Below are 24,944 nucleotides of genomic sequence, written 5' to 3'. Positions count from 1 at the left end.
TTACTTGCTCAGGTAGGTTTTAACAATATCGTCGTACTTGGGCATGTTATGAAAATGCCATTTATTTACCACCACGCCATTTTTTATCAGCATAATACCGGGATTAGATCGCACCATACTTTTCAGCGGAACGCCATCAGCATAAAATAATTCGCTAACCAATTTATGTTCTTTGGCGAATTTTTGTGCACCCTCGGGCGCGTTAGAGGTAAGGAATATGGTACGGGTATTGTAATTCTGGGTTAGATTGGCAGCCAACGCGTTAATGCGGTTCACTGCTTCGGGGTTGGTTTCATCCAGATTATACGCTACTACCCACAAACTATAAAATGGGCTCGACAGCAATTCTTCATTATAATTATTCCCCTGCGCATCCTGGATGTTCAGGTCGCGAATCTTAGGTTCAAATCCTTTTTTGATCAGTTTGCTTTCCGGGGTACCCTGTACTTTCCAGGTGGTATCCTTCCAAATGCCCGATTTAAGGTATTCCTTGTCCGACATCGTTTTGGTATCCTGGGTGTTCTTGTTTTTCAATACATAAGTAACCTCAAATTCATCGGGTGCGGCACCCGGCGGGGTTTTCATCGCTTGCAAAATATTAGCGCCAACCTTGTAGGGTAAAAAATCTAAAACTGGCAAAAAGTTATAAGTGTAAAGCCCAAAGCCTATGGAAATAATGGTAGCACCAATTAAAAGCCTGTCGCCGGTTTTGGCATTGGTTAAAGCTTTTACGCTTTTGCGGTTTACAAAAAGCACCAGCACCAAAAGCAATAATATCAGGTCTTTAGTGAACGATTGCCAAGGCGTAAGCGGTATAGCGTCGCCAAAACAACCACACGTTTGCACCACGTTAAAGTATGCCGAGTAAAACGTTAAAAAGGCAAAAAATATGATGAGCAACAATAACCCCCAAATAACCTGTATGGCGCGCGCACCAACAAGCAGGGCAAAACCGAGTATCATTTCCAGCGCGCAAAGCAATATGGATAAACTTAAAGCAAACCCGTTAAGCCACGTCATGTGGAATACTTCGAAATATTCTTCCAGCTTATAAGAAAAGCCAAGCGGGTCATTAGCTTTTATCAGCCCCGAAAAAATGAATAGCAAACCAACCGCTATACGGCAAAACCAGATCAGTTTGTTTCTCATTGCACCCCCAGTTTTATAAGCGCGAACACCGAGTAATTCAGCATATCCTGGTAGTTGGCTTTTACGCCTTCGGATGCAAGGGTTTGGCCCTTGTTATCTTCTATTTGTTTTACGCGGAGTATTTTCATCAAAATCAGATCGATAAGGGAGCTGATGCGCATATCACGCCAAGCCTCGCCATAATCATGGTTTTTGGCGAACATCAGCTCTTTGGTTTCTGTCACCTTGTTGTCGAAGATCACTTCCACCTCGGCAGCATCCAGTTCATAGGGTGTCTCGGGGCCGCAATCCAGTTGCATCATAGCAATAACGCAATAATTTACAATGCCAATGTATTCGCCTGTAATGTCCTCGTCAATTTTAGAAACCTTTTTTTCTTCGAGCGTACGGATGCGCTGGGCTTTAATAAAGATTTGGTCTGTGATAGATTCTGGTCTTAGGATGCGCCACGCGGTACCGTAATCGCGGGTTTTTTTGACAAAAAGCCCCCTGCAAATATTAATGACCGCTTCGTATTCTGCTGCTGTGTTTCTCAATTTTTGTTGTAATGTTTTAATGTTACAAAGTTGGAATGTTGACGTTGTGAGATAGGAAAATTTGAATAAAGTTCACTTAACTTTACAACTTTCAAACCATTCAACGTTTCAACAAAACAAAGTGGCTAAAGATACATTTTTTCAGAAAAAAGTAACCGTAAATGCGGGCGGTAAATTGATAGACCTGTCCACTCCAAAAGTGATGGGCATCATAAACATCACGCCCGATTCTTTTTTTGCAGAAAGCCGGAAGATAACTGCCGAAGATGTGCTTTTACAAGCCGAAAAAATGCTGTTGGAGGGCGCTACATTCCTGGATATTGGTGCCTATTCGTCGCGCCCCGGTGCTGAAGATATTTCGGTACAGGAAGAAACTGATCGCCTGCTGCCCGCTGTTGAAGCTATCTCAGCTAATTATCCCGAAGCCATTATTTCAGTAGATACATTTCGCGCAAGCGTTGCGGAAGCGGCCATAAAAGCAGGGGCGCATATCATCAATGATATATCCGGCGGTAGCCTTGACGAAGATATGTTTGCCACCGTTGCCCGCCTGCAGGTGCCCTATATTTTAATGCACATGAAAGGCAACCCGCAAACCATGCAGCAACTGGCGAATTATGAGGATGTTTTTGCCGAGGTGTACAACTACTTTGTGCAGAAGATATACCAGTTAAAGCAGTTAGGCGTGCACGATATCATCCTTGATCCCGGTTTCGGTTTTGCTAAGAAGGCCGAACATAGCTATGAGCTGATGAACCGTATGCAAGGATTTCAAAGCCTGCAACTGCCAATACTCGCCGGGATCTCCCGCAAAAAAATGATCTACGGCTTGTTAGATACCAACGCCCAACAAGCCCTTAACGGCACTACCGTTTTAAATACCATTGCTTTAATGAAAGGCGCGAGCATTTTGCGGGTGCACGATGTTAAAGAAGCTATTGAAGCTGTGAAATTATACCAGGCAATTACTTCTTGATCCTGATGAACTGATAGGTTGGCCCGTCAGCTGCTGAACTTCCAATGTTAATGGTGTCGGCTTTAACGGCGAAAGCATCAGTATAATCTGGGTTTGTAAATGTAATTGAACCTATTTTGTAGCCCTTATATTCATCTGTAAGGTTTAGTCTGTACTCGCCGCGTGTTTCAGTTTTAGAAGCGTCTGTTTTAAGGTACTTGCTGTTAGTAGTGAATTGGTAGGTAACTCTTTTATCAGCCTCAACTACTACAGCCGGGCCAAAGCCGCCGGATACCGACCTTAATTCCCATGTTCCATTAAGCGTAGGTAGAGCAGGGTGATCTTTTTTGCAGGATGCCAGGCAGGCTATCACCGCAACCATTAGTAAAGCTTTTTTCATTTTGTTTAGTTTATATAACCCTTACGGCTACATTCTTTGCAATGAAACACGTATAATATTAAATGATAGTCAACTTTGTGTTAAATAATTACGAGAAGCGTGATTCGCAATACACTAATTTTTGATAAGTTCTGTCATTTTTAGAATAGCGTCCACATACTCGCGGTTGTTGGCGAGGCGTGGTACTTTATGCTGACCGCCGATTTTTCCTTTTTCTTTCATCCAGTTAAAAAAGGTGTTTTGGGCGACGATCTTTACCTGCGGGCGGCGCAGGGCCATATCTTTAAAGCGTTTTGCGTCGTAATCGGAGTTTACGCGGCGCAGGGTTCCATCCAGGAGGTCAACAAAACGTTCAAATTCTGCTGGGCGTTTTTCAAATTCTATCAGCCACTCGTGCGCGCCGCATTCTTTATCGTTGAAGTAGATAGGAGCGGCGGTATAATCCCGGATGATGGCACCGGTTTGCGAGCACGCTTCGGCAAGTGCCCGTTCGGCATTGTCGATGATCAATTCCTCGCCAAAAGCATTTATAAAATGTTTGGTGCGGCCGGTTATTTGGATGCGGTAGGGCACAAGTGAAGTAAAGCGCACCGTATCGCCTATCATGTATCGCCATAAACCGGCGTTTGTAGTAATGATAAGCGCGTAGTTTTTATTCAGTTCAACCTCATCAAGCGTCAGCGTATTTGGGTTTTCCTGGTGCAGGTTTTCAAGCGGTAAAAACTCGTAGAATATACCATAATCAAGCATCAGCAGCAAGTCGCCGGGCTCTTCCAGGTCCTGGATGCCAAAGAAACCTTCTGAAGCATTGTAGGTTTCCAGGTAATACATGTCATTATTCGGGATCAGTTTCCTGAATTGTTCGCGGTAGGGCGTAAAGTTTACCGCGCCATGGAAATAAAGCTCGAGATTAGGCCAAACTTCCAGCAAGTTGTTTTTGCCGGTGATCTCCAGGATGCGTTTAAACAGCAGGATGTTCCAGGTAGGCACACCGCTGATGCTGGTCACGTTTACATCCTTAGTGGCATAGGCCATCTTTTCAATCTTTTCTTCAAAATTATCCAGCAGGGCGATGTCCAGATGCGGGGTTCGATAAAACTCGGCCCAAAGGGGCAGGTTTTTCATGATCACGGCAGATAGGTCGCCAAAAAAAGTATCAGAGTTTAACTGACCTATTTGATGGCTGCCGCCAAGTGTTAAACTTTTACCGGTAAAAATGCGGGCATTTGGGCGATTGTTAAAGTAGAGCGTAAGCATATCCTTTCCGCCCTTAAAGTGGCACTCCTCTAACGACTCTTCACTTACAGGAATAAATTTACTCCTATCGCTGGTGGTGCCCGACGATTTAGCGAACCAGCGGATCTCTGACGGCCAAAGTACATTTTGCTCGCCCTTTAGCATCCGCTCGATGTAGGGTTTTAGCGTATCGTAATTTTGGATGGGCACGCGCTCTTTGAACGTGGCAAGGTTTTCAATGCTTTTATAGCCGTATTGCTTGCCCCACTCGGTGTTTTCAGCACCGGCAATAAGCTGCTCAAACCATTCCTCCTGTACTTCGTTGGGGTATTTCATAAAAAGCTCTATCTGGTGGATCCGCTTTTTCATGAACCAGGTAAATACGGAGTTAAAAATGGTCATAGTAGAGAGTCAAGATGTTAGAATCAAGAGTCAAGATATAAAAAAATAAAGTTAATCCTAAAAGGTTTATCAGCCAATGGTGTTTACTCTTGATTCTTATTGAGGGAATGTTTTTCTTTTCAATACAAAATTGGCACCCAGATAAACCTTACGTACCATTTCGTTTTCGGCCAATACTTCGGGCACGCCCGATTCCAGGATCTTGCCTTCAAAAAGCAGGTAGGCGCGATCTGTAATGGATAGCGTTTCCTGTACGTTGTGGTCGGTAATCAAAATACCGATGTTGCGATGCCTCAATTTGGCAACCATCGCCTGGATCTCTTCTACCGCTATCGGGTCAACGCCGGCAAAAGGTTCATCCAGCAGGATAAAGTTCGGTTCGGCAGCAAGGGCACGGGCAATTTCAGTACGTCGGCGTTCACCACCAGATAGCAGATCCCCTCGGTTACGGCGGACTTTGTGCAGGCTGAACTCGTCTATCAACTCTTCCAGTTTATCCTGCTGCTGATCCTTGGGCATTTTACCCATTTCCAACACCGCCTTAATGTTGTCTTCTACAGAAAGCTTGCGAAAAACCGATGCTTCCTGCGCCAGGTAACCAATTCCTTTTTGCGCGCGGCGGTACATAGGGTCGGTAGTTATATCCTGGTCATCCAAAAATATCTTGCCTTCGTTAGGTTTTATCAAACCTACTATCATGTAAAACGATGTAGTTTTACCCGCGCCATTAGGCCCAAGCAAACCCACAATTTCGCCCTGTGCAACATTAAAAGTCACATCGTTCACAACAGCACGTTGCTTATATTTCTTGATTAAATTTTCTGCTCGTAATATCATGTAGCCCCCTCTAAATCTCCCCCGGCAGGGGAGACTTTTTGAAATAATAGTTTTAAAGCCCTCCCTCTCGGGGAGGGTTTGGGTGGGGCGCAATCCCCTTTATATTTAATTGTATGCTGCGTTGCTCGCGCCACACGTTTTCTTCAATAGTGTAACAAATATCGAAAGGTACGCCTGGTTTTAATTGCGGTAGCAATTCGCCCTGGTTAAAGGCAATGCTGCTAAACGCTGTCGATCCTGGTTGCATTACAAACATTTTAACATGCGCGCTGCCAACTAAACCCGCATTACCGCTAACATACACATTTTTGCTCAGGAAAACCGGCGCCATGTTCTCCGGCCCGAAGGGCGCAAACTGGTTCATCACCCGGAAAAACTTAGCGTCGATATCCTTCAATTCTATCTCCGCATCTATGCTTACCTGCTGTACCAGTTGCTCATCGGTAATGGTTGAACCAACCACTTCTTCAAATTTTTCTATAAAGGCAGGGACGTTCTCCGGGTGCATGGTTAAACCAGCCGCGTATTTATGCCCGCCAAATTGGGTGAGCAGATCGCTGCATCCGCAAAGTGCTTCGTACAGGTCATAACCCAAAACCGACCGTGCCGAACCTGCCACATGCCCGTTTGAGCGGGTAAGCACCACGGTTGGGCGGTAATATTTTTCGGTTAAACGCGATGCCACAATGCCAATAACACCCTTGTGCCAGTCTTGGTTGAACACCACGGTAGATTTACGGGCGATCATCACCTCATCATTATCTATCATGCTCAGCGCCTCGTCGGTAATTTGCTGGTCGTGCCCTTTACGTTCGGTATTGCGGACGTTGATCATGTCGCCTTTTTCTTTGGCGGCATCTTCATGGCAGGCTATCAAAAGTTCAACGGCATGCTTAGCATCGTCTATCCGGCCGGCGGCATTTATCCGCGGGCCTAACAAAAATACCACATCACTAATAGTATAAGTGTTGCCACGGCCTGCAACCTGCATCAGGGTTCTTACACCGATGCATGGGTTTTCGTTGATCTTTTTAAGGCCTAAATGGGCAAGCACCCGGTTTTCGCCGGTTAGGTGAACAATATCGCAGGCTATGCTGATGGCTACCAGGTCGAGGTACTCGGCAATGCTTTCAAAAGGCAGGTCGTGCTTTTCTGTCCAAGCCTGGATCAGCTTAAAGCCGATACCCGCACCGGATAATTCTTTATAAGGATAACCGCAATCGGCACGTTTAGGATCGAGCACGGCGATAGCGGCGGGCAATACCTCGCCGGGTAAGTGGTGATCGCAAATAATGAAATCTACCCCAAGGGTGTTGGCGTAAGCGATTTTATCAACAGACTTTATACCACAATCCAGCGCAATAATTAAACTGAAGCCATTTTGGGCCGCATAATTAATGCCTTGGGTAGAAATGCCGTAACCTTCTTTATACCTGTCTGGAATGTAGTATTCTATGTTTTTGTGGATCTTTTCGAAAAAGCTGTAGGTAAGTGCAACAGCCGTTGTGCCATCCACATCGTAATCGCCGTAAATTAAAATTTTTTCTTTTTGGGCGACGGCTTGCTCGATACGTTCGATGGCCTTTTCCATATCCTGCATCAGGAATGGATCGTGCAGGTGTAGCTCGGTAGGGCGAAAAAAGTATTTGGCTTCATCAAAATTATTGATGCCACGCTGTACCAATAAGGTCGATAAAACAGGCGTTATGTTGAGCCGTGCAGTAAGTTCCTGTACGGTTACCGCATCTGCCGCATCTTTTAACACCCAACGTTTAGTCATAAATAATCTGTCGCTTAAAAAGAGTAAAGATAGTTAATTCGCCCGAACCCGAATTTCCAGAGTTAACGAATTTTTGGAATTTACGGTATCGTCAATTTGATAAATTCTTCAAATTTTTTGATTCGAGATCGGTAATGCAAAATAAATTAGGAAGCTACTGAACTATGAGGTATGTTTGTGTTACATACTAATTAGTATTTAAAATATGTCGAAAGCCGCCAATACACGTACTATGATCCTGACCAAGTCCTTCGAGCTTATTTATAAGCAGGGTTACCAGGCTACAAGTATCGATAATATTTTGGCTACTACCCGGGTTACTAAGGGCGCTTTCTTTTACCATTTCAAAAATAAGGACGAGATGGGCCTGGCGATGATCAACGAGATCATTTACCCCGGTATGTTCACCTCGCTTGTAAAACCATTGCTTGATGCTAAGAACCCAATAAACGATATCCACGAAATGATGCGTGTGGTTTTGTTAAAGGTGCCATTTCTTCGCGCTAAATATGGCTGCCCCGCGGTTAACTTAATTGAAGAAATGTCGCCGCTGAATGAGGATTTTAAAAAAGCCCTTTTAAAACTTACTGATGGTTGGCAGGACGCTATTAAAGAAAGCATCAGCCAGGGAAAAGCTACGAAAGAGATTCGCGAGGATGTAAACCCCGAGTATGTGGCTTGTTTTGTGGTGGCCGGCTATGGCGGCATCCGTAACATGGGCAAGGCAATGGGCTCGGCGTGTTATAATATTTATTTGCAGGAGTTGAAAAACTACCTTAAACAATTGGGATAGTATATTTTTTTGAATTGTAACATACCAATTGGTATGTTAATTACAAGTTTATTCATGTTCGATACGCTATTATTCTTTCATTCGCTTTTCCGTTGGGCCGTGTTGGGTACGCTTGTTTATTCTATTTATAGGGCGTATACGGGGTACAGTAACAATAAGGTTTTCACCAAAAAAGATGACCAAATACGCCACTGGACAGCCACTGCCGCGCATATCCAATTGATGCTGGGTATTTTAGTTTACACACAAAGCCCCAATGCTAAGTTCTCATTCCATCCCGTTGGGCCAAACAGGCATATTACCCAGCCATTCTTTTTTGGTGTGCTGCATTTAGTGCTGATGGTATCCGCAATAATAATTATAACCATCGGCTCGGCACTGGCTAAACGCAAACACACCGATGCTGAAAAGTTTAAAATCATGCTCGTATGGTTCAGCCTGGCGTTGCTAATTATATTCGTCGCTATACCGTGGCCGTTTTCGCCGTTGGCGCAAAGGCCTTATCTGCATTAAGCCTTATCCCAGTTTTCTACCAAGGTGGGAGCGTATATCTAAAATCATATTATGAAACAATTGCTATCAACAAACATCGGCCGACTACGTATAATCGCTTTCCTGGAAGGGATCTCTTTGCTTTTATTAATTTTTATCGCCGTCCCTTTAAAATATTTTGGGCACGATGCTTCCATGGTAAAAGCGATAGGGCCAATACATGGCGCATTATTCCTGCTGTTTATAGTGAACACGGTAAGCGCAGGGGTAGAGCAAAAATGGAAATGGGAAACAACGGGCAAGGTATTGCTGGCCTGCATCATTCCCTTTGGGACGTTCTATATCGACAGGAAGATCTTAAGGAATATCAAGCCGGTTTAAGATCGTGGTTATTGGTACGGGGAGCGGTATTCTGGATTTTAAAAATGTATCCCGCTTTCAAAAACTCGCTCCCCGAAACTACTTTCCTTTCAACGCCTGGTATTTGCCGCCATTAGCTGGGTCGGCGAGGGAAAGGGTGTTCATGGCCTGCAATCTGTCCTGCGGTGATGCATTGCTAAATATGGAGACAAACTCCGCATTTTTAGCCGTAAAAAATGCCAGCGGAAAGTAAGATCCTAAGCGTTTACGATCTACCTGGTTTAGTACGGGCAATATGCTGCTGATGTATTTACGGCCTTTAGTGGCATTATCTGCCATTATATCCAAGCCGTTACGGTGATAATTATAGATAAACTCGCGCAGGTTACAGTAAATCTTATTGTTAAGGTTCTCTACCAGCCAGTAACGGTTAAGGTTATTGTCAAAGCCTTTCCAACCTTTAAAAGATGTAGTTTGCGCATTAATGGCAATGTTTTGTGCATTAGCAAAGTACTGCGTGCCACCATATTTGGAAAACGAATCATAGTCCATCCCCACAATAATGTAAGCGTAAAACGCCATTACCGAACTTAGGTTGCTCTGAAAATTTTGATCGCTATAGTCAATGGTCTGGCCTTCGGTGTAAGTGAAATCAAAATCCTTGTCATTTATATTAACCAGCGTAGCGGTGTAAGTGGAATTATAAACCGGCCTTGACGACTGCACTTGCAACTCGCCGCTAAAGTTGCTGCTGCCATCCCATGCGGTAACGTTCAGCACAAAATTACAATCGATACGTTCTTGGGGGGCAATATCATCTGCGCTCCACTTGCGTCCGTTCAGGAAATCTTTCATGGCGGTTTCCAATGTTTGCAGGGCCCGCTTGTTGGTAACCTGTATTTTTGGCGCTACAACCTTTACACGTGCGTTCAAATCCTGGGCTTTTGCAGCGCAACAGGCGAATAATAACAGGGTAAAGGTTATATATATTTTCATTTTTTCAGCAATTCAATCAGCTTAATACAAATATCGCGGGCCACTTCGGCTTTGTTTTTAAGATCGTAAGTAGTTTTATTCAAGTCGCGGTCTATCAAAGTTACTTTATTAGTATCACTCTTAAAACCCGCGCCGGCATCGTTTAACGAATTTAACACAATAAGATCCAAGTTTTTCTTTTGCAGTTTACCAATAGCGTGCTGCTCTTCGTTCTCGGTCTCTAAGGCAAAACCCACTAAAATCTGCCCCGGCTGCTTTTGCGCGCCAAGGGTTTTAAGTATATCGGTTGTTTTTTTTAGTTCGATGGTAAGGCCGTCGTCTTGTTTTTTTATCTTTTGTTTGGCAACTTCAGTAGGGGTATAGTCGGCGACGGCAGCGCACATCACACAGGCATTTGCTGCCGGGAAGTACGTTAAACACTCTTGCAACATATCTGCCGCGCTGGTAACATCTATCCTTTTAATGCTTTGGTATTTGCTGATCTGCGCGGTTGGCCCGGCCACAAGCGTAACATCAGCACCAAGCGAAACCAATTCATCCGCCAAAGCAAAACCCATTTTACCGGATGAATGGTTCCCTATAAAACGCACAGGGTCTATCGCTTCATAAGTAGGGCCGGCTGTAACCAGTATGTTTCGGCTAAACAAGGGCAATTTCTTTTTAATATCATCTGTCAGGAAAGATACTATCTCCTCCGGCTCGGCCATGCGGCCTTCGCCATGCAACCCACTTGCCAGTTCGCCATTACCCGGTGGGATAAGGATATTCCCAAAGCCCTTTAACACGGTAATATTGTGCTGCGTAGCGTCATGCTTCCACATATCCAGGTCCATAGCGGGGGCGAAGTACACCGGGCACTTGGCCGATAGGTACACGGCTGTAAGCAAATTATCAACCAAACCGCCGGCCATTTTTGCCATAGTGTTTGCGCTTGCCGGTGCTATGATCATGGCATCGCCCCAAAGCCCAAGCTCTACGTGGTTATTCCACTCACCGGTATCTGGTTTAAAATAGTCGGAATATACGGGGCGTTTAGATAGGGTAGATAGCGTAAGCGGAGTAATAAAATTGGTAGCATCGGGCGTCATCACTATCTGCACCTGCGCGCCGGCCTTAACCAGCAGCCTCACCAGCGTTGCCGATTTATATGCCGCAATGCTCCCGCAAACTCCTAAAATTATCTTTTTACCTTCTAACATACACCCTAATCCCTAACGGGACAATTAAAATCAAATATATAAATAAGCCAACGTTATTAAACAAATAAAGCCCCCATCGGTATGACAGAGGCTTAAAATGTTGTGATCCCGTAAGGATATTACTACAGATCCCTTGCTTCTTTAGCAGGGTTGCGGTAGTAGATCTTATTATCCAAAAATTCCTGCACAGCTACCAAAGTAGGTTTAGGCAATTTCTCGTAGTATTTAGATATCTCAATTTGCTCGCGGTTTTCAAATACCTCTTCAAGGTTATCGTTAGCAGATGCAAACTCAGAAAGTTTTTGGTGTAACTCTTCTTTTATATTGTTAGAGATCTGGTTCGCCCTTTTTGACATAATTACCAACGACTCGTATATATTGTCGGTTTTCACATCCAGTTCACGCAGGTCACGGGTAACTGTACTGCTGGCTACAGCTGGCTTGTTAGTTGGGTTGTTAACGTTCATGTCTTTATTATCTATTATTAATATGGTATTTTCTGATTATCTCTGTCCTTAATTGACGGCGGTTGGCCGGTATTGGTTGTATCCTTCTTAGCTAATTTCTCGGCCAGTTTAGAATCAACAGCAGCTTCGGCTAAAACGCGTTTAGCACGTTCTATACCCTGTTGGCTGTTTTTCTTATAATTATTGGCATCGCCCAAAAACTTGCTCGATGGGTATTTCTCTAAAAACTGATCTGCGTAACCAATTGTCTGCTCAAAACGCTCGGGCTGTTTACGCTCAAGGCTTACTTTAGAAAACTCGTATTGTGCACGTATGGTTAAAAACTCAAGCTCCTCGGCATATTTGGTGTCAGGGTAATCGCGCAGGGTATTGCCAAAAGCGATAACGGCCGATTGATAATCGCCGATGGTTAAGTATAACTTAGAGTTAGCGTACGATTTTTGCTCCAGCTTATCGCGTAAGTTTTGGATCAGTTTGCTTGCCTCGGTAACACGGTCGCTTTTAGGGTAAAGGTTAATAAACAACTGTAAGGACTCTATTGCTTTGGTGGTGTTCTCCTGATCTAACGAATAGATGGGCGAATCCAGGTAAAAACAATAAGCAGCAATAAAGCGGCACTCCTCAGCACGCGGGCTGGACGGGTAAGTATCTGCAAATGTTTTAAAGTGGAACCTTGCCGATGTGTAATCCTTAAGCTTATAGTTAGTATAAGCGTAATAATAAAACAGATCCTCAGCTTCGGCGCGGCCACGGTAACGGGTTACCAGGTCCTCAAATAAACCAAGTGCTTTTGTATAGTCCTTTTTATTATAAAACTTAACCGCCTCCTGGTATTTTTTAGCGTTATCGTTACTTGCTTTTAACTTTTCGTACTTGCTTTTACAACTGCCAAGCGTAACAATAAGCAGGAACATTACGCCCGAAAATATGAGTAGTTGTTTTTTAAACATTTTGCAAAGATAGTTGAATATTATAAATCAGTCAATTATTTATTTAGAGGACGAATATATAACGACAAAAGCGCTCCTTATATATATAATGCATGTATTTAACATCTTTTAACGTTGTGGGATTTTTGAGGATGATTCAGTAACGAAATGCTGCGGCAGCTTTCGGTTATATAATAGGATAAGTTTATACTTAAGTGTAAATCTAATTGGCGTACATATATAGTATATAAGCTTGCTGTTTTAATAGCTCTACTTTTACAAGTGTAGCAAGCTACAACGCGCTGTATATGCCAAAGATGTGGAGTAGTATATACTATAATAGTATGCCCCATTAATCTTTGCTTATTGCACATAGTATATATAGGTATTAGTGAAGCGGTGATATTGATAATTTGGGCGTTGCCTGCGGCCCGGGCTATCGCTGCAACTCTTCATTCCGGGTTGCCGGTAGAAGCAACCCTGTATTCGGGGTTTTCACTACTATCCCTAACGCGAAGAAGTTGCAAGTGTAAATCAATTGGTATGCCCACATTTATAAATTACCGCTATGGCACAGCTTTCCCTTAAATGGGAATACTACCGTAATTACCAGTTGCAGATGCGTTGATAAGGATAAAGCCATGTCTGAACCATGATCACTCGATTTTGAAGATTCTCATGATTTATGCTTTGCCACAGCTATCACTGTGTATTTAACACCTATCGCTACTTCAAGTTTTATAAGTAATATATAGCACTAATAACCGCAAAATGTGCCTATTTGCAACCAATAACCATATTACTCATCATTATAACGCATTAAAAGTGAATTTTTGAGCCTCATTTACTGTGTGTTACAAATACACTATCAATAAAACATTCAAAGCATTTGCTTAAGTAAAATTTGTACTTACCTTTGCAGCCCGCAAACGAAATAGCGGGACGTTCTCTGAAAATATAGCATAACATTTATTTTAAATAAAGTTTGCAAAATCAACAAAGGTTAATACCTTTGCAGCCCGCAAAAGAGGAAACAAAATTGCGTTTGTACATTGAAAAAAGCAGCTTTAAAATATTAAAAATAAAGTTTGCAAATTTAACAAAGGTTACTACCTTTGCAGCCCGCTAAAGAGGAAACGATTTACGGTTTGTACGTTGAAAAAGCAGCTTGAAAAAATAAAAAATAAAGTTTGCAAATTCAGAAAAGGTTTCTACCTTTGCAATCCCAAAACGAGGGAGAAAAAATCGGAAACGGTTTCAACAAATAACGTTAACAAACTAAAAGCGATTTTTAGTTTAAAGCATTGAGAGTTTAGGCCGCAATGGTCGACAACATAAAAGCAGAGCCGCGAGGTGAAGCACACAGTTCTTAAAAGAGATAGAGAATAAATTATGCAGCGTAACGGCAGGGAATTCGAGAGAAGGAACTGATTGTTATTAAAGCGAGCTTAAGATAGTGGATAATGTAAGAGAATATTTTTTTTTACAGATTTCTATTGATGAGTTAATAGGGTCTGGATTTGAACAAACACATTATACAATGGAGAGTTTGATCCTGGCTCAGGATGAACGCTAGCGGCAGGCCTAATACATGCAAGTCGAACGGGATTGAGAAGCTTGCTTTTCATGAGAGTGGCGCACGGGTGCGTAACACGTATGTAACCTACCTTAATCTGGGGGATAGCCTCTCGAAAGAGAGATTAACACCGCATAACATTATCGGATAGCATTTTCTGATAATCAAATATTTATAGGATTAAGATGGGCATGCGGAACATTAGCTAGTTGGTAAGGTAATGGCTTACCAAGGCTACGATGTTTAGGGGATCTGAGAGGATGACCCCCCACACTGGTACTGAGACACGGACCAGACTCCTACGGGAGGCAGCAGTAAGGAATATTGGTCAATGGGCGCAAGCCTGAACCAGCCATGCCGCGTGCAGGAAGACGGCCCTACGGGTTGTAAACTGCTTTTGTACCGGAATAAACCTTTTCACGTGTGAGAAGCTGAATGTACGGTAAGAATAAGGATCGGCTAACTCCGTGCCAGCAGCCGCGGTAATACGGAGGATCCAAGCGTTATCCGGATTTATTGGGTTTAAAGGGTGCGTAGGCGGTTCTTTAAGTCAGGGGTGAAAGACGGTAGCTTAACTATCGCAGTGCCTTTGATACTGAAGAACTTGAATACACTTGAGGTAGGCGGAATGTGACAAGTAGCGGTGAAATGCATAGATATGTCACAGAACACCAATTGCGAAGGCAGCTTACTAAAGTGTCATTGACGCTGAGGCACGAAAGCGTGGGGATCAAACAGGATTAGATACCCTGGTAGTCCACGCCCTAAACGATGAATACTCGATGTTGGCGATATACGGTCAGCGTCTAAGCGAAAGCGTTAAGTATTCCACCTGGGGAGTACGCCCGCAAGGGTGAAACTCAAAGGAATTGACGGGGGCCCGCACAAGCGGAGGAGCATGTGGTTTAATTCGATGATACGCGAGGAACCTTACCCGGGCTTGAAAGTTAGTGAATGATTCAGAGACGAATCAGTCCTTCGGGACACGAAACTAGGTGCTGCATGGCTGTCGTCAGCTCGTGCCGTGAGGTGTTGGGTTAAGTCCCGCAACGAGCGCAACCCCTATGTTTAGTTGCCAGCATGTAATGATGGGGACTCTAAACAGACTGCCTATGCAAATAGAGAGGAAGGAGGGGACGACGTCAAGTCATCATGGCCCTTACGTCCGGGGCTACACACGTGCTACAATGGATGGTACAGCGGGCAGCTACCTGGCAACAGGATGCCAATCTCGTAAAGCCATTCACAGTTCGGATCGGGGTCTGCAACTCGACCCCGTGAAGTTGGATTCGCTAGTAATCGCATATCAGCAATGATGCGGTGAATACGTTCCCGGGCCTTGTACACACCGCCCGTCAAGCCATGGAAGCTGGAAGTGCCTGAAGTGCGTAACCGTAAGGAGCGTCCTAGGGTAAAGTCGGTAACTGGGGCTAAGTCGTAACAAGGTAGCCGTACCGGAAGGTGTGGCTGGAATACCTCCTTTCTGGAGCATTATCCAAAATTACCTTGAGTACGCAAATGACAGTTTAACTGTTACCTGCATGATTATTTTCTTATTTATTCTCTAAAAAAACAACCCGGAAGATGAAGCCATCAGTGGTGCAACCGCTAGGCAACGAGATTGTAAGTAATTACGATTTACGATTTACGAATTAAGATTGATAAATCCGAAATCGAAGATCTAAAATCCGAAATCAACACAGTCCTGTAGCTCAGTTTGGTTAGAGCACTACACTGATAATGTAGGGGTCAGCAGTTCAAATCTGCTCGGGACTACGAGGTGAAGATACCAGAATAACATGGTATTAATAAACATCTGAAAGGGGGATTAGCTCAGCTGGCTAGAGCACCTGCCTTGCACGCAGGGGGTCAACGGTTCGAATCCGTTATTCTCCACCACACCCTCCGTTTCCTTAACAGGATAGGATATAATGCAAGTTACTGTACACGTTGTGTAGTATAGGGTAAAGTTCTTTGACATATTGGAAGAAGTAATTAAAAAGAGAAAACAACAGTAGAGACGTTGTTTGGCTTTAAATACTTGCAAAAGGAAGAAAGAAACAAGATAAAAGACTTCGGTCCAAGTCTTGGCTCGGATCTCCCGGCACATTTATTTGAACGAACAACATATCAAAAAGCATACAGTGATGAGCAAAAGCATCACAAGTATAGAAGAAAGTAAGAAAGGGTACACGGGGGATGCCTTGGCTCTCAGAGGCGATGAAGGACGTGATAAGCTGCGATAAGCCGCGGGGATTAGCAAATATGAATTAATCCGCGGATTTCCGAATGGGGAAACCTAACTATTTGAAGAATAGTTGCATAAATGCGCAAACCTGCTGAACTGAAACATCTAAGTAAGCAGAGGAAGAGAAAATAATAATGATTTCCTGAGTAGTGGCGAGCGAAAGGGAAGAAGCCCAAACCAGTTATGTTACGGCATAGCTGGGGTTGTAGGACCACAACATGAATATCAAAATGAACCGGAAGGGGGTGGGAAACCCCGCCATAGAGCATGAGAGCTGCGTACGGGTAAGTAATGATAGGATAGTGGTATCCTGAGTACCGCGAGGTCGGAGACGCCTTGTGGGAATCTGCCGGCACCATCCGGTAAGGCTAAATACTCCTGAGAGACCGATAGTGAACCAGTACCGTGAGGGAAAGGTGAAAAGAACCCCGAACAGGGGAGTGAAATAGAACCTGAAACCGTGTACTTACAAGCGGTCGGAGCACCTTCGTGGTGTGACGGCGTGCCTTTTGCATAATGAGCCTACGAGTTACTCCTCTCTGGCAAGGTTAAGTGTTTAAGACACGGATCCGAAGCGAAAGCGAGTCTGAATAGGGCGTATAGTCAGAGGGGGTAGACGCGAAACCTTGTGATCTACCCATGGACAGGTTGAAGGTGCCGTAACAGGTACTGGAGGACCGAACCGATAAACGTTGAAAAGTTTCCGGATGATCTGTGGGTAGGGGTGAAAGGCTAATCAAACTGGGAAATAGCTCGTACTCCCCGAAATGTTTTTAGGAACAGCGTGGTGGTTAAGTTATATAGAGGTAGAGCTACTGATTGGGTGCGGGGGAGTCAAATCCTACCAAATCCAGACAAACTCCGAATGCTATATAATATACACTGCAGTGAGGCTATGGGTGCTAAGGTCCATGGCCGAGAGGGAAAGAACCCAGACCATCAGCTAAGGTCCCCAAATTAACGCTAAGTTGAACTAACGAGGTCCGATTGCACAGACAGCTAGGATGTTGGCTTGGAAGCAGCCATTCATTTAAAGAGTGCGTAACAGCTCACTAGTCGAGCGATCGGGCATGGATAATAAACGGGCATTAAGCGTTATACCGAAGCTATGGATTATATACTATGTATATACTGGTAGGGGAGCATTCTAATTGCCGGTGAAGCAGGAAAGACAATTGACTGTGGAGGAATTAGAAAAGCAAATGTAGGCATAAGTAACGATAAGGCGGGAGAGAAACCCGCCCACCGAAAGACTAAGGTTTCCTGATCAACGCTAATCGGATCAGGGTTAGTCGGGGCCTAAGGTGAAGCCGAAGGGCGTAGCCGATGGACAACTGGTTAATATTCCAGTACTTTTTATAACTGCGATGCGGTGACGGAGTAGTGACACTGACGCGAACTGACGGAATAGTTCGTTAAAGGCCGTAGGTATAGGAGAGGTAGTTAAGTACGCCACTCTTGCTGAAAGCTGATAGTACACTGAGCCTTCGGGTAAGGTGATAGTTCAGGTAATCAGACTTCCAAGAAAACCCGCTAAGCTTCAGGTTATAAAAACCCGTACCGTAAACCGACACAGGTAGTCGAGGAGAGAATCCTAAGGTGCTCGAGTGAATCATGGCTAAGGAACTCGGCAAAATGGCCCTGTAACTTCGGGAGAAGGGGCGCTGGTAGCAATATCAGCCGCAGTGAAAAGGCCCAGGCGACTGTTTAACAAAAACACATGGCTATGCAAAATCGAAAGATGACGTATATGGCCTGACACCTGCCCGGTGCCGGAAGGTTAAGAGGGGATGTTATTCAGCAATGGAGAAGCATTGAATCGAAGCCCCGGTAAACGGCGGCCGTAACTATAACGGTCCTAAGGTAGCGAAATTCCTTGTCGGGTAAGTTCCGACCTGCACGAATGGTGTAACGATCTGGGCGCTGTCTCAGCCATGAGCTCGGTGAAATTGTGGTATCGGTGAAGACGCCGGTTACCCGCAACGGGACGGAAAGACCCCATGCACCTTCACTACAACTTAACATTGATATCGGATACAGGATGTGTAGGATAGGTGGGAGACTGTGATCATGCTTCGCTAGGAGTATGTTAGTCAACGTTGAAATACCACCCTTTCTGTATTTGGTGTCTAACTCGATAATGTCGAGAACATTGTTTGGCGGGTAGTTTGACTGGGGTGGTCGCCTCCAAAAAGGTAACGGAGGCTTTCAAAGGTAAGCTCAGTACGCTTGGTAACCGTACGTGGAGTGCAATAGCATAAGCTTGCTTGACTGTGAGGCAGACAAGCCGAGCAGGGTCGAAAGACGGATATAGTGATCCGGTGGTTCTGCATGGAAGGGCCATCGCTCAAAGGATAAAAGGTACGCTGGGGATAACAGGCTGATCTCCCCCAAGAGCTCATATCGACGGGGAGGTTTGGCACCTCGATGTCGGCTCGTCACATCCTGGGGCTGGAGAAGGTCCCAAGGGTTGAGCTGTTCGCTCATTAAAGTGGCACGCGAGCTGGGTTCAGAACGTCGCGAGACAGTTCGGTCCCTATCTGTTGTGGGCGTTGGAAGTTTGAGTGGGGCTGACCTTAGTACGAGAGGACCGGGTTGGACTAACCTCTGGTGAATCTGTTATGCCGCCAGGTGTACTGCAGAGTAGCTACGTTGGGAATAGATAAGCGCTGAAAGCATCTAAGTGCGAAACTAGCCACAAGATGAGACTTCCATTGAGGATCGTAGCAGACTACTACGTTGATAGGTTACAGATATAAAGGTGGTGACATCAAAGTCGAGTAATACTAATAATCCGAAGCTTTCTCATAGCAGGTAATGAATGGTGTTAGAGATCCGAGGCCGTAAGAAGCAAGGACCAGGAGCAATCCCGGTTCCCATATCCGATCCCTTGCCTCTAACACCGAGCAAAACAAAGCTGTTGTTTTCTCTGATACTTACTTCTTTCAATTATGTTTAAGTTTGCTATAGTAGCAAGTATATGGTATCAAGTAGCAAGACATGGTCTTCTTCCTGAACATATGGTTACTATACTTACAAAATAAAATATTGGTTAGCTTAATAGCGCGTTTAAAGTCTTGATACTTGGTACACGCTACTAAATACTAACTATAAAATATTCAGGTGCCTATATCGGCGGTGTCCACCTCTTCCCATTCCGAACAGAGAAGTTAAGCCCGCCAGAGCCGATGGTACTGCAGTAAAATGTGGGAGAGTAGGTCGGTGCCCAATCTTAAAGTTAAACCCTTCATCCAAAAGATGAGGGGTTTCTTTGTTACATACTTTTCTCATCCGCATACCTGCACATCCCCGCATCTGCACACCCTAATGCCTTCCCTTGTTCACGTTCACGGCCGTGAACGCCGCAACTTTTCCACATACCGCTCGTAATCAACTACTTCCGTTTTTGTCGCTACTGACAATATTGTGTCACCATTAGTCTGGATCATACCCGTTATATTTGTGTATCAGGTGCTGCCTGCACCGTTACAGGCCGGGCTTTTCGAGCTTCGGCCTTCCGTTTCATACACACATCATCATCAACACACAAAATGACTGAGAACCAGCCCGCCCACCGCCCGGAGTTTATTGAAAAACTGCGTGCCGAATCCAGGGGCCAGGTGTACCGCCCGGCTAAAAGGTTAAAACTGATCGCGCCCGAACCGCCCGACCCTGACGATTGCCGCTACTTGTTTACCGTTGCCACCGGCAACCGCTGGATGGAACTTGGCGAACGCGAGCCCGAGCCTAAAATGCTTTTCGGGGAGTTTTGGCACCGGGGAGAATTTTGTATCCTGTTTGCCGATACCAACGTTGGTAAAAGTGTGCTGGCCGTGCAAATTGCCAACAGCATAGCAACGGGTATAGCTATAGCGCCCTTTGCCATGAATGCAAAGCCCGCCACAGTGCTGTATGTAGATTTTGAGTTGAGCACCCTTCAGTTTTACCGGCGCTATACGCAGGAGGGCCATCATCACAACTTTACAGATAATTTTATCCGGGCCGAATTTAATATAAACAGCGACATTGATAGTGGCAGTAATAACGACGATCAAATCTTCGCCGCTATTGAATACCGGCTTAAGCAACTCAAAGCCACAGTGCTGATTATTGATAACATCAGCTGCCTGCGCGGCGGGATCGAAAACTCCACCGTTGCGCTTAACCTGGTAAAAAACCTCAAAGCCCTTAAAAAGGATTATCACCTGTCCATCCTGGTGCTGGCCCATACACCCAAACGCCGTAACCAGGGCTCGCCCATCTCTACCGACGATATGCACGGCAGTAAGCTATTGATAAACCTGGCCGACAGCGCCTTCTCTATTGGTACAAGTGCCGCCGACCCGCACCTGCGTTACCTTAAACAAATAAAGCAGCGCAGCAGCGGGCAGATCTATGGCGAAGACAATGTAAGCCTTTGCCGAATTACAAAGCCCGGTAATTTTATGCAAATGCAGTTTGAGGGCCACAGCCACGAATACCTGCACCTGCGTACCCGCATGTTAAACCAGCATATCTTAGCCCCAAAAGTAGCCGAACTTGCTGCCAACGGCTATAGCCAGCGGCAAATAAGTAAGGAGCTTTGTGTTGCTGTAGGTTTGGTTAATAAATTAATGACGAAGTGAGACCTTTATAATTTAATTTCATAGTCCGAGCCGGGGGGCTGTAGTTTGAAATACGGGTGTCAATGTTAAATATTTTTCTTATTGTAAACTCTGATCCCATTTTTTTCGAATGCAAAACTTTTTAAATACCCTTTCATCTGTAGCTTTTTTACGATGGTTATATTGAAGTTGCTCAAAGGGAGCTTAACTTGTTTACCTCTTTGGGATAATCTTTTATAAGGCTCGTCCAAATATCCGAGTAGCTCATCGGCTAGTGATAGATTTATTTGAGATAAATACTTTTCGAACAAAACGATGCTATCAGATTTGAAAATGCTTTTACTAATTATTATGGATAATAGTGGATTTGTTATAATGTAATTTGGATCTGAAGAAATAACAGATCCTGCATAACTTGCTAAAAGAATATTACCCTCAAATTTGTCTTCAGTTAAATCACCCAAGAGATTTATTTTGTTATCGTTTGAAATAGAAGATTTAAATAAATCTATATAATCTGCGTCCGCCAAAACATATAAATTTTTATTCTTTAAATAAGAAGCGATATTATGAGTAATATATTGCCCCACCAGTTTTGGAAATGTTTCTTTAATCAACTCAAATTGCTCGGTATTTAAAGTTATCTTATTCTTTTTAATCAACTCTTCTACCTTATCATCTGATAGATTGCTTACATCCAATTTGCCAGTATAATGATAGGGATTGCTTTCAATTATAGCGTCGTAAACATCAGTTGAAAATTCGTTTTTTAACAAAGTTTCTAGTGAAAATTTTAAATTTAGTTTATCGCCTTTTTTTACAGTATCAAATTTAATTCCCCGGAGATTGTTATATACCTCGGGATGACTTAAGTAATCAAATAAATGTGAATCCACTTTATCGACATACTCAAAGTAGTTTAAAATATTTAACCAAGTTATCTTTATTTTTTTATTATCGAATAATATCGGCCAAAGATCTTTTTGATCTATACTTTGTATTGTTGAAATACTAACTAATTGGTGTTTGATAAGACTTGTTTTATTTTCGATCGACAAGTTATTCACATTAAAATTGAGAAGTTCTATAACAGCGCTTTCATCTTCTTGTGTATTGTTAACATCACTCAGAATGATTGTTTCGACGTAGGTATTAAGATCTTCAATTACATATTCAAGTAAATTTTTTGCCCCTGACGATTTTATAGTAGTGTAATTTGCAGTATCAAGTAAAGCCGTATCTAGATTGGGATTACTTGCTTTTTGTGTAATCATAATTTTAATCATATCCCTATTTAATTCATACATCCAATTTTCATAGATATATGTTAAAAGTTCCTTTGATGCATCAACGTTTGATAAAATGGGGAAATAGATATTAATATTATCCAATAATTTTTTAGCTCCAGTGAATTCATTCGGCTCTTTAAAAGTCTCTATAAAATCCGGCATGGCAGTTATAAATACAGATAAAGAGCCATTTTTATTTAACGCGTCAAGGTCTTTTCCATCGACATTTGCTGCAATCAATTTCAAGTAATCGATTTGCTTTTCTCGGGAAAAATTTGAATTATCTACGATATAGTTCCAGCCTTCGGGCCAACTTTTAAAAAGTGTTTTAAAAAATTTAGATTTTTGACTTCCGTTATAATTATATGAGTCTATATACATTAAAGCTACGTCGCTTGAGGTGCTGAGTTGTTTAAATAGCTTAGTAAGCTGCTCCTTGTAAATAATAGATTTGTTAAGGATATAATCAGTTAAATTATAATTTAATATTGCCGGTTCGATAAAATCATCTACATCTAATCGACTAATTAATTTTTCCATTTTACTAAGTTTAAAATCAAATTCACGGGGTTCTCTATTGGCAACGCTTAAGGCGAACTCCATGTCGTTGATCGTTAATTGTCCTGGATAAAAATAAGATATGAGGATGTTGTAATGCTCATTTATATAACCGCTCCTGATAAGATAGACCAATAAAGGGGCATTTTGAAATTTGTTATCAAAATAACAAATAGGATCAGAATCGTTCTTGAGAATTTGTCTGACCTTTTGCTTTTGAATCGTGTTTATTTCTAATTTTATTTTTTCAATATCTGACTTTAGTTTGTTTATTCCATTTAAAATATTTTCGTTTACGAGAGTTTCCCTTTCTTTAAACGTAGACTTTGAATTGACTTTAGTTTCAGCACTTGAAAAAGACTTTCCACTTGCAGCTTGCCTATTTTGACCGTAGCTAGGATTGTAATGATAATAAGATATATTAGATTGTTTGGTGAGCCAATCAAAATCAATTTGATTCGATCTAACTTGAGCCAAAGTTTTCATTTCACCATTAATAATTATCCCGATAGCGTCGTCAAATCCAGAAATTATTTCCACAAGATAAGCGGAGCGCAACTCTTCAATGCTTAAGTGTTTATTTTCTTCAATACCAGAAATACTTTTTTCAATTATTCTTATTTCGCTAGTTTTGATTTTAACCATTTCATCTTTGACCGTTTTAACACTTTCAAAAACTCCATAAAGAATTCCAGATTTACTGTGAAGAAATGCAAAATCATTGGGGTACATGTTTTTGTAAACAATCATTGCAAATAGCTCTTCGTCTTTTAGAGTAATATCATTGAGACTTTCACGATACAATAAAAATTCGTTGAAGATATTTTTAAGCACACGCATATCATCAATAAAAAGCGTTACATCACTTAAAAACTTTTCATTTATTTTCAAATTAAGTCCTGTATCTTCAATCTTCTTTATCATAATATCAAAAGAATTTGAAGAGCTAATTACTGGTACTATTGGGATTATGAAATCAAAAAACTTGGTTCGAGTTTTATCTTTAAACATATCATCCTTAATTACATAGATAAATACTATTCTTCTATTTACTTGACCAGATTGATTAATTAAAATGTTTAACTCCCTAAGTTTTGTAAATATTTCAGGGTCATTAAAACGATCCAAATCTTCAATAAAAACCACGTTAAATGGCGTAACTTCGAAGTAATATAATATTTCGTCTAGGTGCTTATTTAAAATCGATGTTTCACTTTTGGGGTCAAATTCTAATTCTCCTTTAGCTAAATTGATCTTATTGAATTTTGAAAAATTGAATAATCTAATAATATATCGACTTAGAAAATATAAAGCTGGCGCCAAAAGAATAAAGGCGAAATATTTAAACCAGTCACAATAAGGATCTGCTAACTTGTTCCACCAAGAAAAACTTTCCCAAAGAGCAGGAGTTAAAAGTATAGAAAGCCCTGTAACTGTAAGAAAAACTATGAAAACGTACGTGGATAATCGAAAATTGCTAAGGCTTTTTATTCTATTGAATCTAGAATCAGGAATATTTCTACCTTCAACTTTGTAAAACATTTGTTGTAGTATACTTAACTCTATAAGCCTGTGTCTTTCATCATAGTTTATTGATTTTATATCAGTTTTTGTGTTTTCAGATACTTCTCCGTCGCGAATCTCAATTTCATCTTGAAACGATGCTAATGAAATATTTAAATAAAAGTATTCTGCGTGAGATTTCTGAAAAGTTTTTAAAATGCTCGTTTTGCCCGAACCATAAGGCCCAGTTAAAGCTATGTTTTGAATGTTTTGATTTTTTAAAGCCCAATCCAATGCGTTCAGATACGGTTCACTTTTTTGTACATCGTTGATAGGAGTTAGGTCTTCGTAGTTAGTTTTTTTTTCAATAAGCGGCTCACTTATGTTTTCTAACAATCTGGAAAGTTTTGTTTGAACCAATGTGATAGTCCAAAACAATATCTTTTTTAGCTTTAATTGCATAAAATTAGGTCTTATGCTAAGTTACTTAGTTTTAATCCAACTAACAATAATTAGAGGCATTATATTATACGGTCCCCCCCTAAACCCGATAGCAGCGGATACCGGCCCTCGCGGTTAAGGCCTGGTGCAGTATAAGCGCATAGCGGGGCTACCGCACCCTAAGTACCACTACA

The 24,944-nt window shown here is 42.6% G+C and carries 16 protein-coding genes, 2 tRNA genes and 3 rRNA genes; 10 read left to right on the top strand and 11 right to left on the bottom strand.

What is annotated here, in order from left to right:
- Together ACVW0P_RS00635 and ACVW0P_RS00630 are read right to left on the bottom strand one after the other, a co-directional pair.
- Positions 1–1,149 carry a BT_3928 family protein gene (locus ACVW0P_RS00635; RefSeq protein WP_457130358.1) on the bottom strand — a complete coding sequence of 383 codons (1,149 nt, stop codon included), beginning with the start codon at positions 1,147–1,149 and terminating at the stop codon, positions 1–3.
- The gene (locus ACVW0P_RS00630; protein WP_457130357.1) at positions 1,146–1,685 is read right to left on the bottom strand and encodes a DUF1599 domain-containing protein; all 540 of its coding nucleotides are present in this window, start codon (positions 1,683–1,685) and stop codon (positions 1,146–1,148) included. The genes ACVW0P_RS00635 and ACVW0P_RS00630 overlap by 4 nt, the downstream gene beginning before the upstream one ends.
- Positions 1,686–1,806: 121 nt before the next feature.
- Between ACVW0P_RS00630 and folP the strand changes: the two genes are divergently transcribed.
- Entirely contained in the window at positions 1,807–2,661 is an 855-nt protein-coding gene (gene folP, locus ACVW0P_RS00625) for a dihydropteroate synthase (protein WP_457130356.1), read from the top strand.
- Here folP and ACVW0P_RS00620 read toward each other — a convergent pair.
- The 4 genes from ACVW0P_RS00620 to recJ all read right to left on the bottom strand — a co-directional run bounded on the left by ACVW0P_RS00620 (position 2,651) and on the right by recJ (position 7,295).
- Entirely contained in the window at positions 2,651–3,040 is a 390-nt protein-coding gene (locus ACVW0P_RS00620) for a hypothetical protein (RefSeq protein WP_457130355.1), read from the bottom strand. The genes folP and ACVW0P_RS00620 overlap by 11 nt on opposite strands.
- A 114-nt stretch (positions 3,041–3,154) precedes the next feature.
- A complete protein-coding gene (locus ACVW0P_RS00615; protein WP_457130354.1) occupies positions 3,155–4,678 on the bottom strand; it encodes a GH3 auxin-responsive promoter family protein in 1,524 nt (507 codons plus the stop codon).
- Between the two features lie 96 nt (positions 4,679–4,774).
- Positions 4,775–5,515: an LPS export ABC transporter ATP-binding protein gene (lptB, locus tag ACVW0P_RS00610; protein WP_457130353.1), complete on the bottom strand. Its 741-nt coding sequence runs from the start codon at positions 5,513–5,515 to the stop codon at positions 4,775–4,777.
- A 52-nt stretch (positions 5,516–5,567) separates the two neighbouring features.
- Complete coding sequence (recJ, locus tag ACVW0P_RS00605; RefSeq protein ID WP_457130352.1) at positions 5,568–7,295, bottom strand: single-stranded-DNA-specific exonuclease RecJ; 1,728 nt, start codon at positions 7,293–7,295, stop codon at positions 5,568–5,570.
- 205 nt (positions 7,296–7,500) lie between these two features.
- Here recJ and ACVW0P_RS00600 point away from each other — a divergent pair, with 205 nt between their 5' ends.
- Genes ACVW0P_RS00600 through ACVW0P_RS00590 form a run of 3 tightly spaced genes read left to right on the top strand, consistent with a single transcriptional unit; the run spans position 7,501 to position 8,961 of the window.
- Complete coding sequence (locus ACVW0P_RS00600; RefSeq protein WP_457130351.1) at positions 7,501–8,088, top strand: TetR/AcrR family transcriptional regulator; 588 nt, start codon at positions 7,501–7,503, stop codon at positions 8,086–8,088.
- Between the two features lie 54 nt (positions 8,089–8,142).
- Positions 8,143–8,601, top strand: a complete 459-nt coding sequence (locus tag ACVW0P_RS00595; protein WP_457130350.1) for a hypothetical protein — start codon at positions 8,143–8,145, stop codon at positions 8,599–8,601.
- A 51-nt stretch (positions 8,602–8,652) separates the two neighbouring features.
- A complete protein-coding gene (locus ACVW0P_RS00590; RefSeq protein WP_457130349.1) occupies positions 8,653–8,961 on the top strand; it encodes a DUF3817 domain-containing protein in 309 nt (102 codons plus the stop codon).
- Positions 8,962–9,039: 78 nt separating this feature from the next.
- Here the strand turns inward: ACVW0P_RS00590 and porD are convergent, their stop codons facing one another.
- From porD to ACVW0P_RS00570, 4 genes are all read right to left on the bottom strand, one after another.
- Positions 9,040–9,936: a type IX secretion system protein PorD gene (gene porD, locus ACVW0P_RS00585; protein WP_457130348.1), complete on the bottom strand. Its 897-nt coding sequence runs from the start codon at positions 9,934–9,936 to the stop codon at positions 9,040–9,042.
- Positions 9,933–11,135, bottom strand: a complete 1,203-nt coding sequence (coaBC, locus tag ACVW0P_RS00580; RefSeq protein WP_457130347.1) for a bifunctional phosphopantothenoylcysteine decarboxylase/phosphopantothenate--cysteine ligase CoaBC — start codon at positions 11,133–11,135, stop codon at positions 9,933–9,935. The genes porD and coaBC overlap by 4 nt, the downstream gene beginning before the upstream one ends.
- A 122-nt stretch (positions 11,136–11,257) precedes the next feature.
- Positions 11,258–11,602: a DNA-directed RNA polymerase subunit omega gene (locus ACVW0P_RS00575; protein ID WP_457130346.1), complete on the bottom strand. Its 345-nt coding sequence runs from the start codon at positions 11,600–11,602 to the stop codon at positions 11,258–11,260.
- A 17-nt stretch (positions 11,603–11,619) separates the two neighbouring features.
- A complete protein-coding gene (locus ACVW0P_RS00570) occupies positions 11,620–12,552 on the bottom strand; it encodes an outer membrane protein assembly factor BamD (RefSeq protein ID WP_457130345.1) in 933 nt (310 codons plus the stop codon).
- Between the two features lie 1,516 nt (positions 12,553–14,068).
- Between ACVW0P_RS00570 and ACVW0P_RS00565 the strand changes: the two genes are divergently transcribed.
- The 6 genes from ACVW0P_RS00565 (at position 14,069) to ACVW0P_RS00540 (ending at position 20,980) form a co-directional block, all read left to right on the top strand.
- Positions 14,069–15,590: ribosomal RNA gene (locus tag ACVW0P_RS00565) — 16S ribosomal RNA — on the top strand.
- Positions 15,591–15,808: 218 nt separating this feature from the next.
- A tRNA-Ile gene (locus tag ACVW0P_RS00560) sits at positions 15,809–15,883 on the top strand.
- Between the two features lie 46 nt (positions 15,884–15,929).
- A tRNA-Ala gene (locus tag ACVW0P_RS00555) sits at positions 15,930–16,006 on the top strand.
- Positions 16,007–16,279: 273 nt separating this feature from the next.
- Positions 16,280–19,164 (top strand): 23S ribosomal RNA (locus ACVW0P_RS00550).
- Between the two features lie 310 nt (positions 19,165–19,474).
- A 5S ribosomal RNA gene (gene rrf / locus ACVW0P_RS00545) occupies positions 19,475–19,586 on the top strand.
- Together the 16S, 23S and 5S rRNA genes with 2 tRNA genes alongside form the textbook arrangement of a ribosomal RNA operon.
- A 320-nt stretch (positions 19,587–19,906) precedes the next feature.
- Entirely contained in the window at positions 19,907–20,980 is a 1,074-nt protein-coding gene (locus ACVW0P_RS00540) for an AAA family ATPase (RefSeq protein WP_457130344.1), read from the top strand.
- A 65-nt stretch (positions 20,981–21,045) separates the two neighbouring features.
- Here the strand turns inward: ACVW0P_RS00540 and ACVW0P_RS00535 are convergent, their stop codons facing one another.
- Positions 21,046–24,771: a YobI family P-loop NTPase gene (locus tag ACVW0P_RS00535; protein ID WP_457130343.1), complete on the bottom strand. Its 3,726-nt coding sequence runs from the start codon at positions 24,769–24,771 to the stop codon at positions 21,046–21,048.
- Between the last annotated feature and the right edge of the window lie 173 nt (positions 24,772–24,944).

The sequence above is a fragment of the Mucilaginibacter sp. UYNi724 genome, assembly GCF_054057495.1.
This window is presented reverse-complemented; position numbering and strand designations above follow the sequence as displayed.

What these genes read in the sequence shown, in the direction of transcription:
- ACVW0P_RS00635 (WP_457130358.1), bottom strand. Translation starts at nt 1,149, where the DNA reads ATGAGAAACAAACTGATCTGGTTTTGCCGTATAGCGGTTGGTTTGCTA.
- ACVW0P_RS00620 (WP_457130355.1), bottom strand. Translation starts at nt 3,040, where the DNA reads ATGAAAAAAGCTTTACTAATGGTTGCGGTGATAGCCTGCCTGGCATCC.
- ACVW0P_RS00615 (WP_457130354.1), bottom strand. Translation starts at nt 4,678, where the DNA reads ATGACCATTTTTAACTCCGTATTTACCTGGTTCATGAAAAAGCGGATC.
- lptB (WP_457130353.1), bottom strand. Translation starts at nt 5,515, where the DNA reads ATGATATTACGAGCAGAAAATTTAATCAAGAAATATAAGCAACGTGCT.
- recJ (WP_457130352.1), bottom strand. Translation starts at nt 7,295, where the DNA reads ATGACTAAACGTTGGGTGTTAAAAGATGCGGCAGATGCGGTAACCGTA.
- ACVW0P_RS00600 (WP_457130351.1), top strand. Translation starts at nt 7,501, where the DNA reads ATGTCGAAAGCCGCCAATACACGTACTATGATCCTGACCAAGTCCTTC.
- ACVW0P_RS00595 (WP_457130350.1), top strand. Translation starts at nt 8,143, where the DNA reads ATGTTCGATACGCTATTATTCTTTCATTCGCTTTTCCGTTGGGCCGTG.
- ACVW0P_RS00590 (WP_457130349.1), top strand. Translation starts at nt 8,653, where the DNA reads ATGAAACAATTGCTATCAACAAACATCGGCCGACTACGTATAATCGCT.
- porD (WP_457130348.1), bottom strand. Translation starts at nt 9,936, where the DNA reads ATGAAAATATATATAACCTTTACCCTGTTATTATTCGCCTGTTGCGCT.
- coaBC (WP_457130347.1), bottom strand. Translation starts at nt 11,135, where the DNA reads ATGTTAGAAGGTAAAAAGATAATTTTAGGAGTTTGCGGGAGCATTGCG.
- ACVW0P_RS00575 (WP_457130346.1), bottom strand. Translation starts at nt 11,602, where the DNA reads ATGAACGTTAACAACCCAACTAACAAGCCAGCTGTAGCCAGCAGTACA.
- ACVW0P_RS00570 (WP_457130345.1), bottom strand. Translation starts at nt 12,552, where the DNA reads ATGTTTAAAAAACAACTACTCATATTTTCGGGCGTAATGTTCCTGCTT.
- ACVW0P_RS00540 (WP_457130344.1), top strand. Translation starts at nt 19,907, where the DNA reads ATGACTGAGAACCAGCCCGCCCACCGCCCGGAGTTTATTGAAAAACTG.
- ACVW0P_RS00535 (WP_457130343.1), bottom strand. Translation starts at nt 24,771, where the DNA reads ATGCAATTAAAGCTAAAAAAGATATTGTTTTGGACTATCACATTGGTT.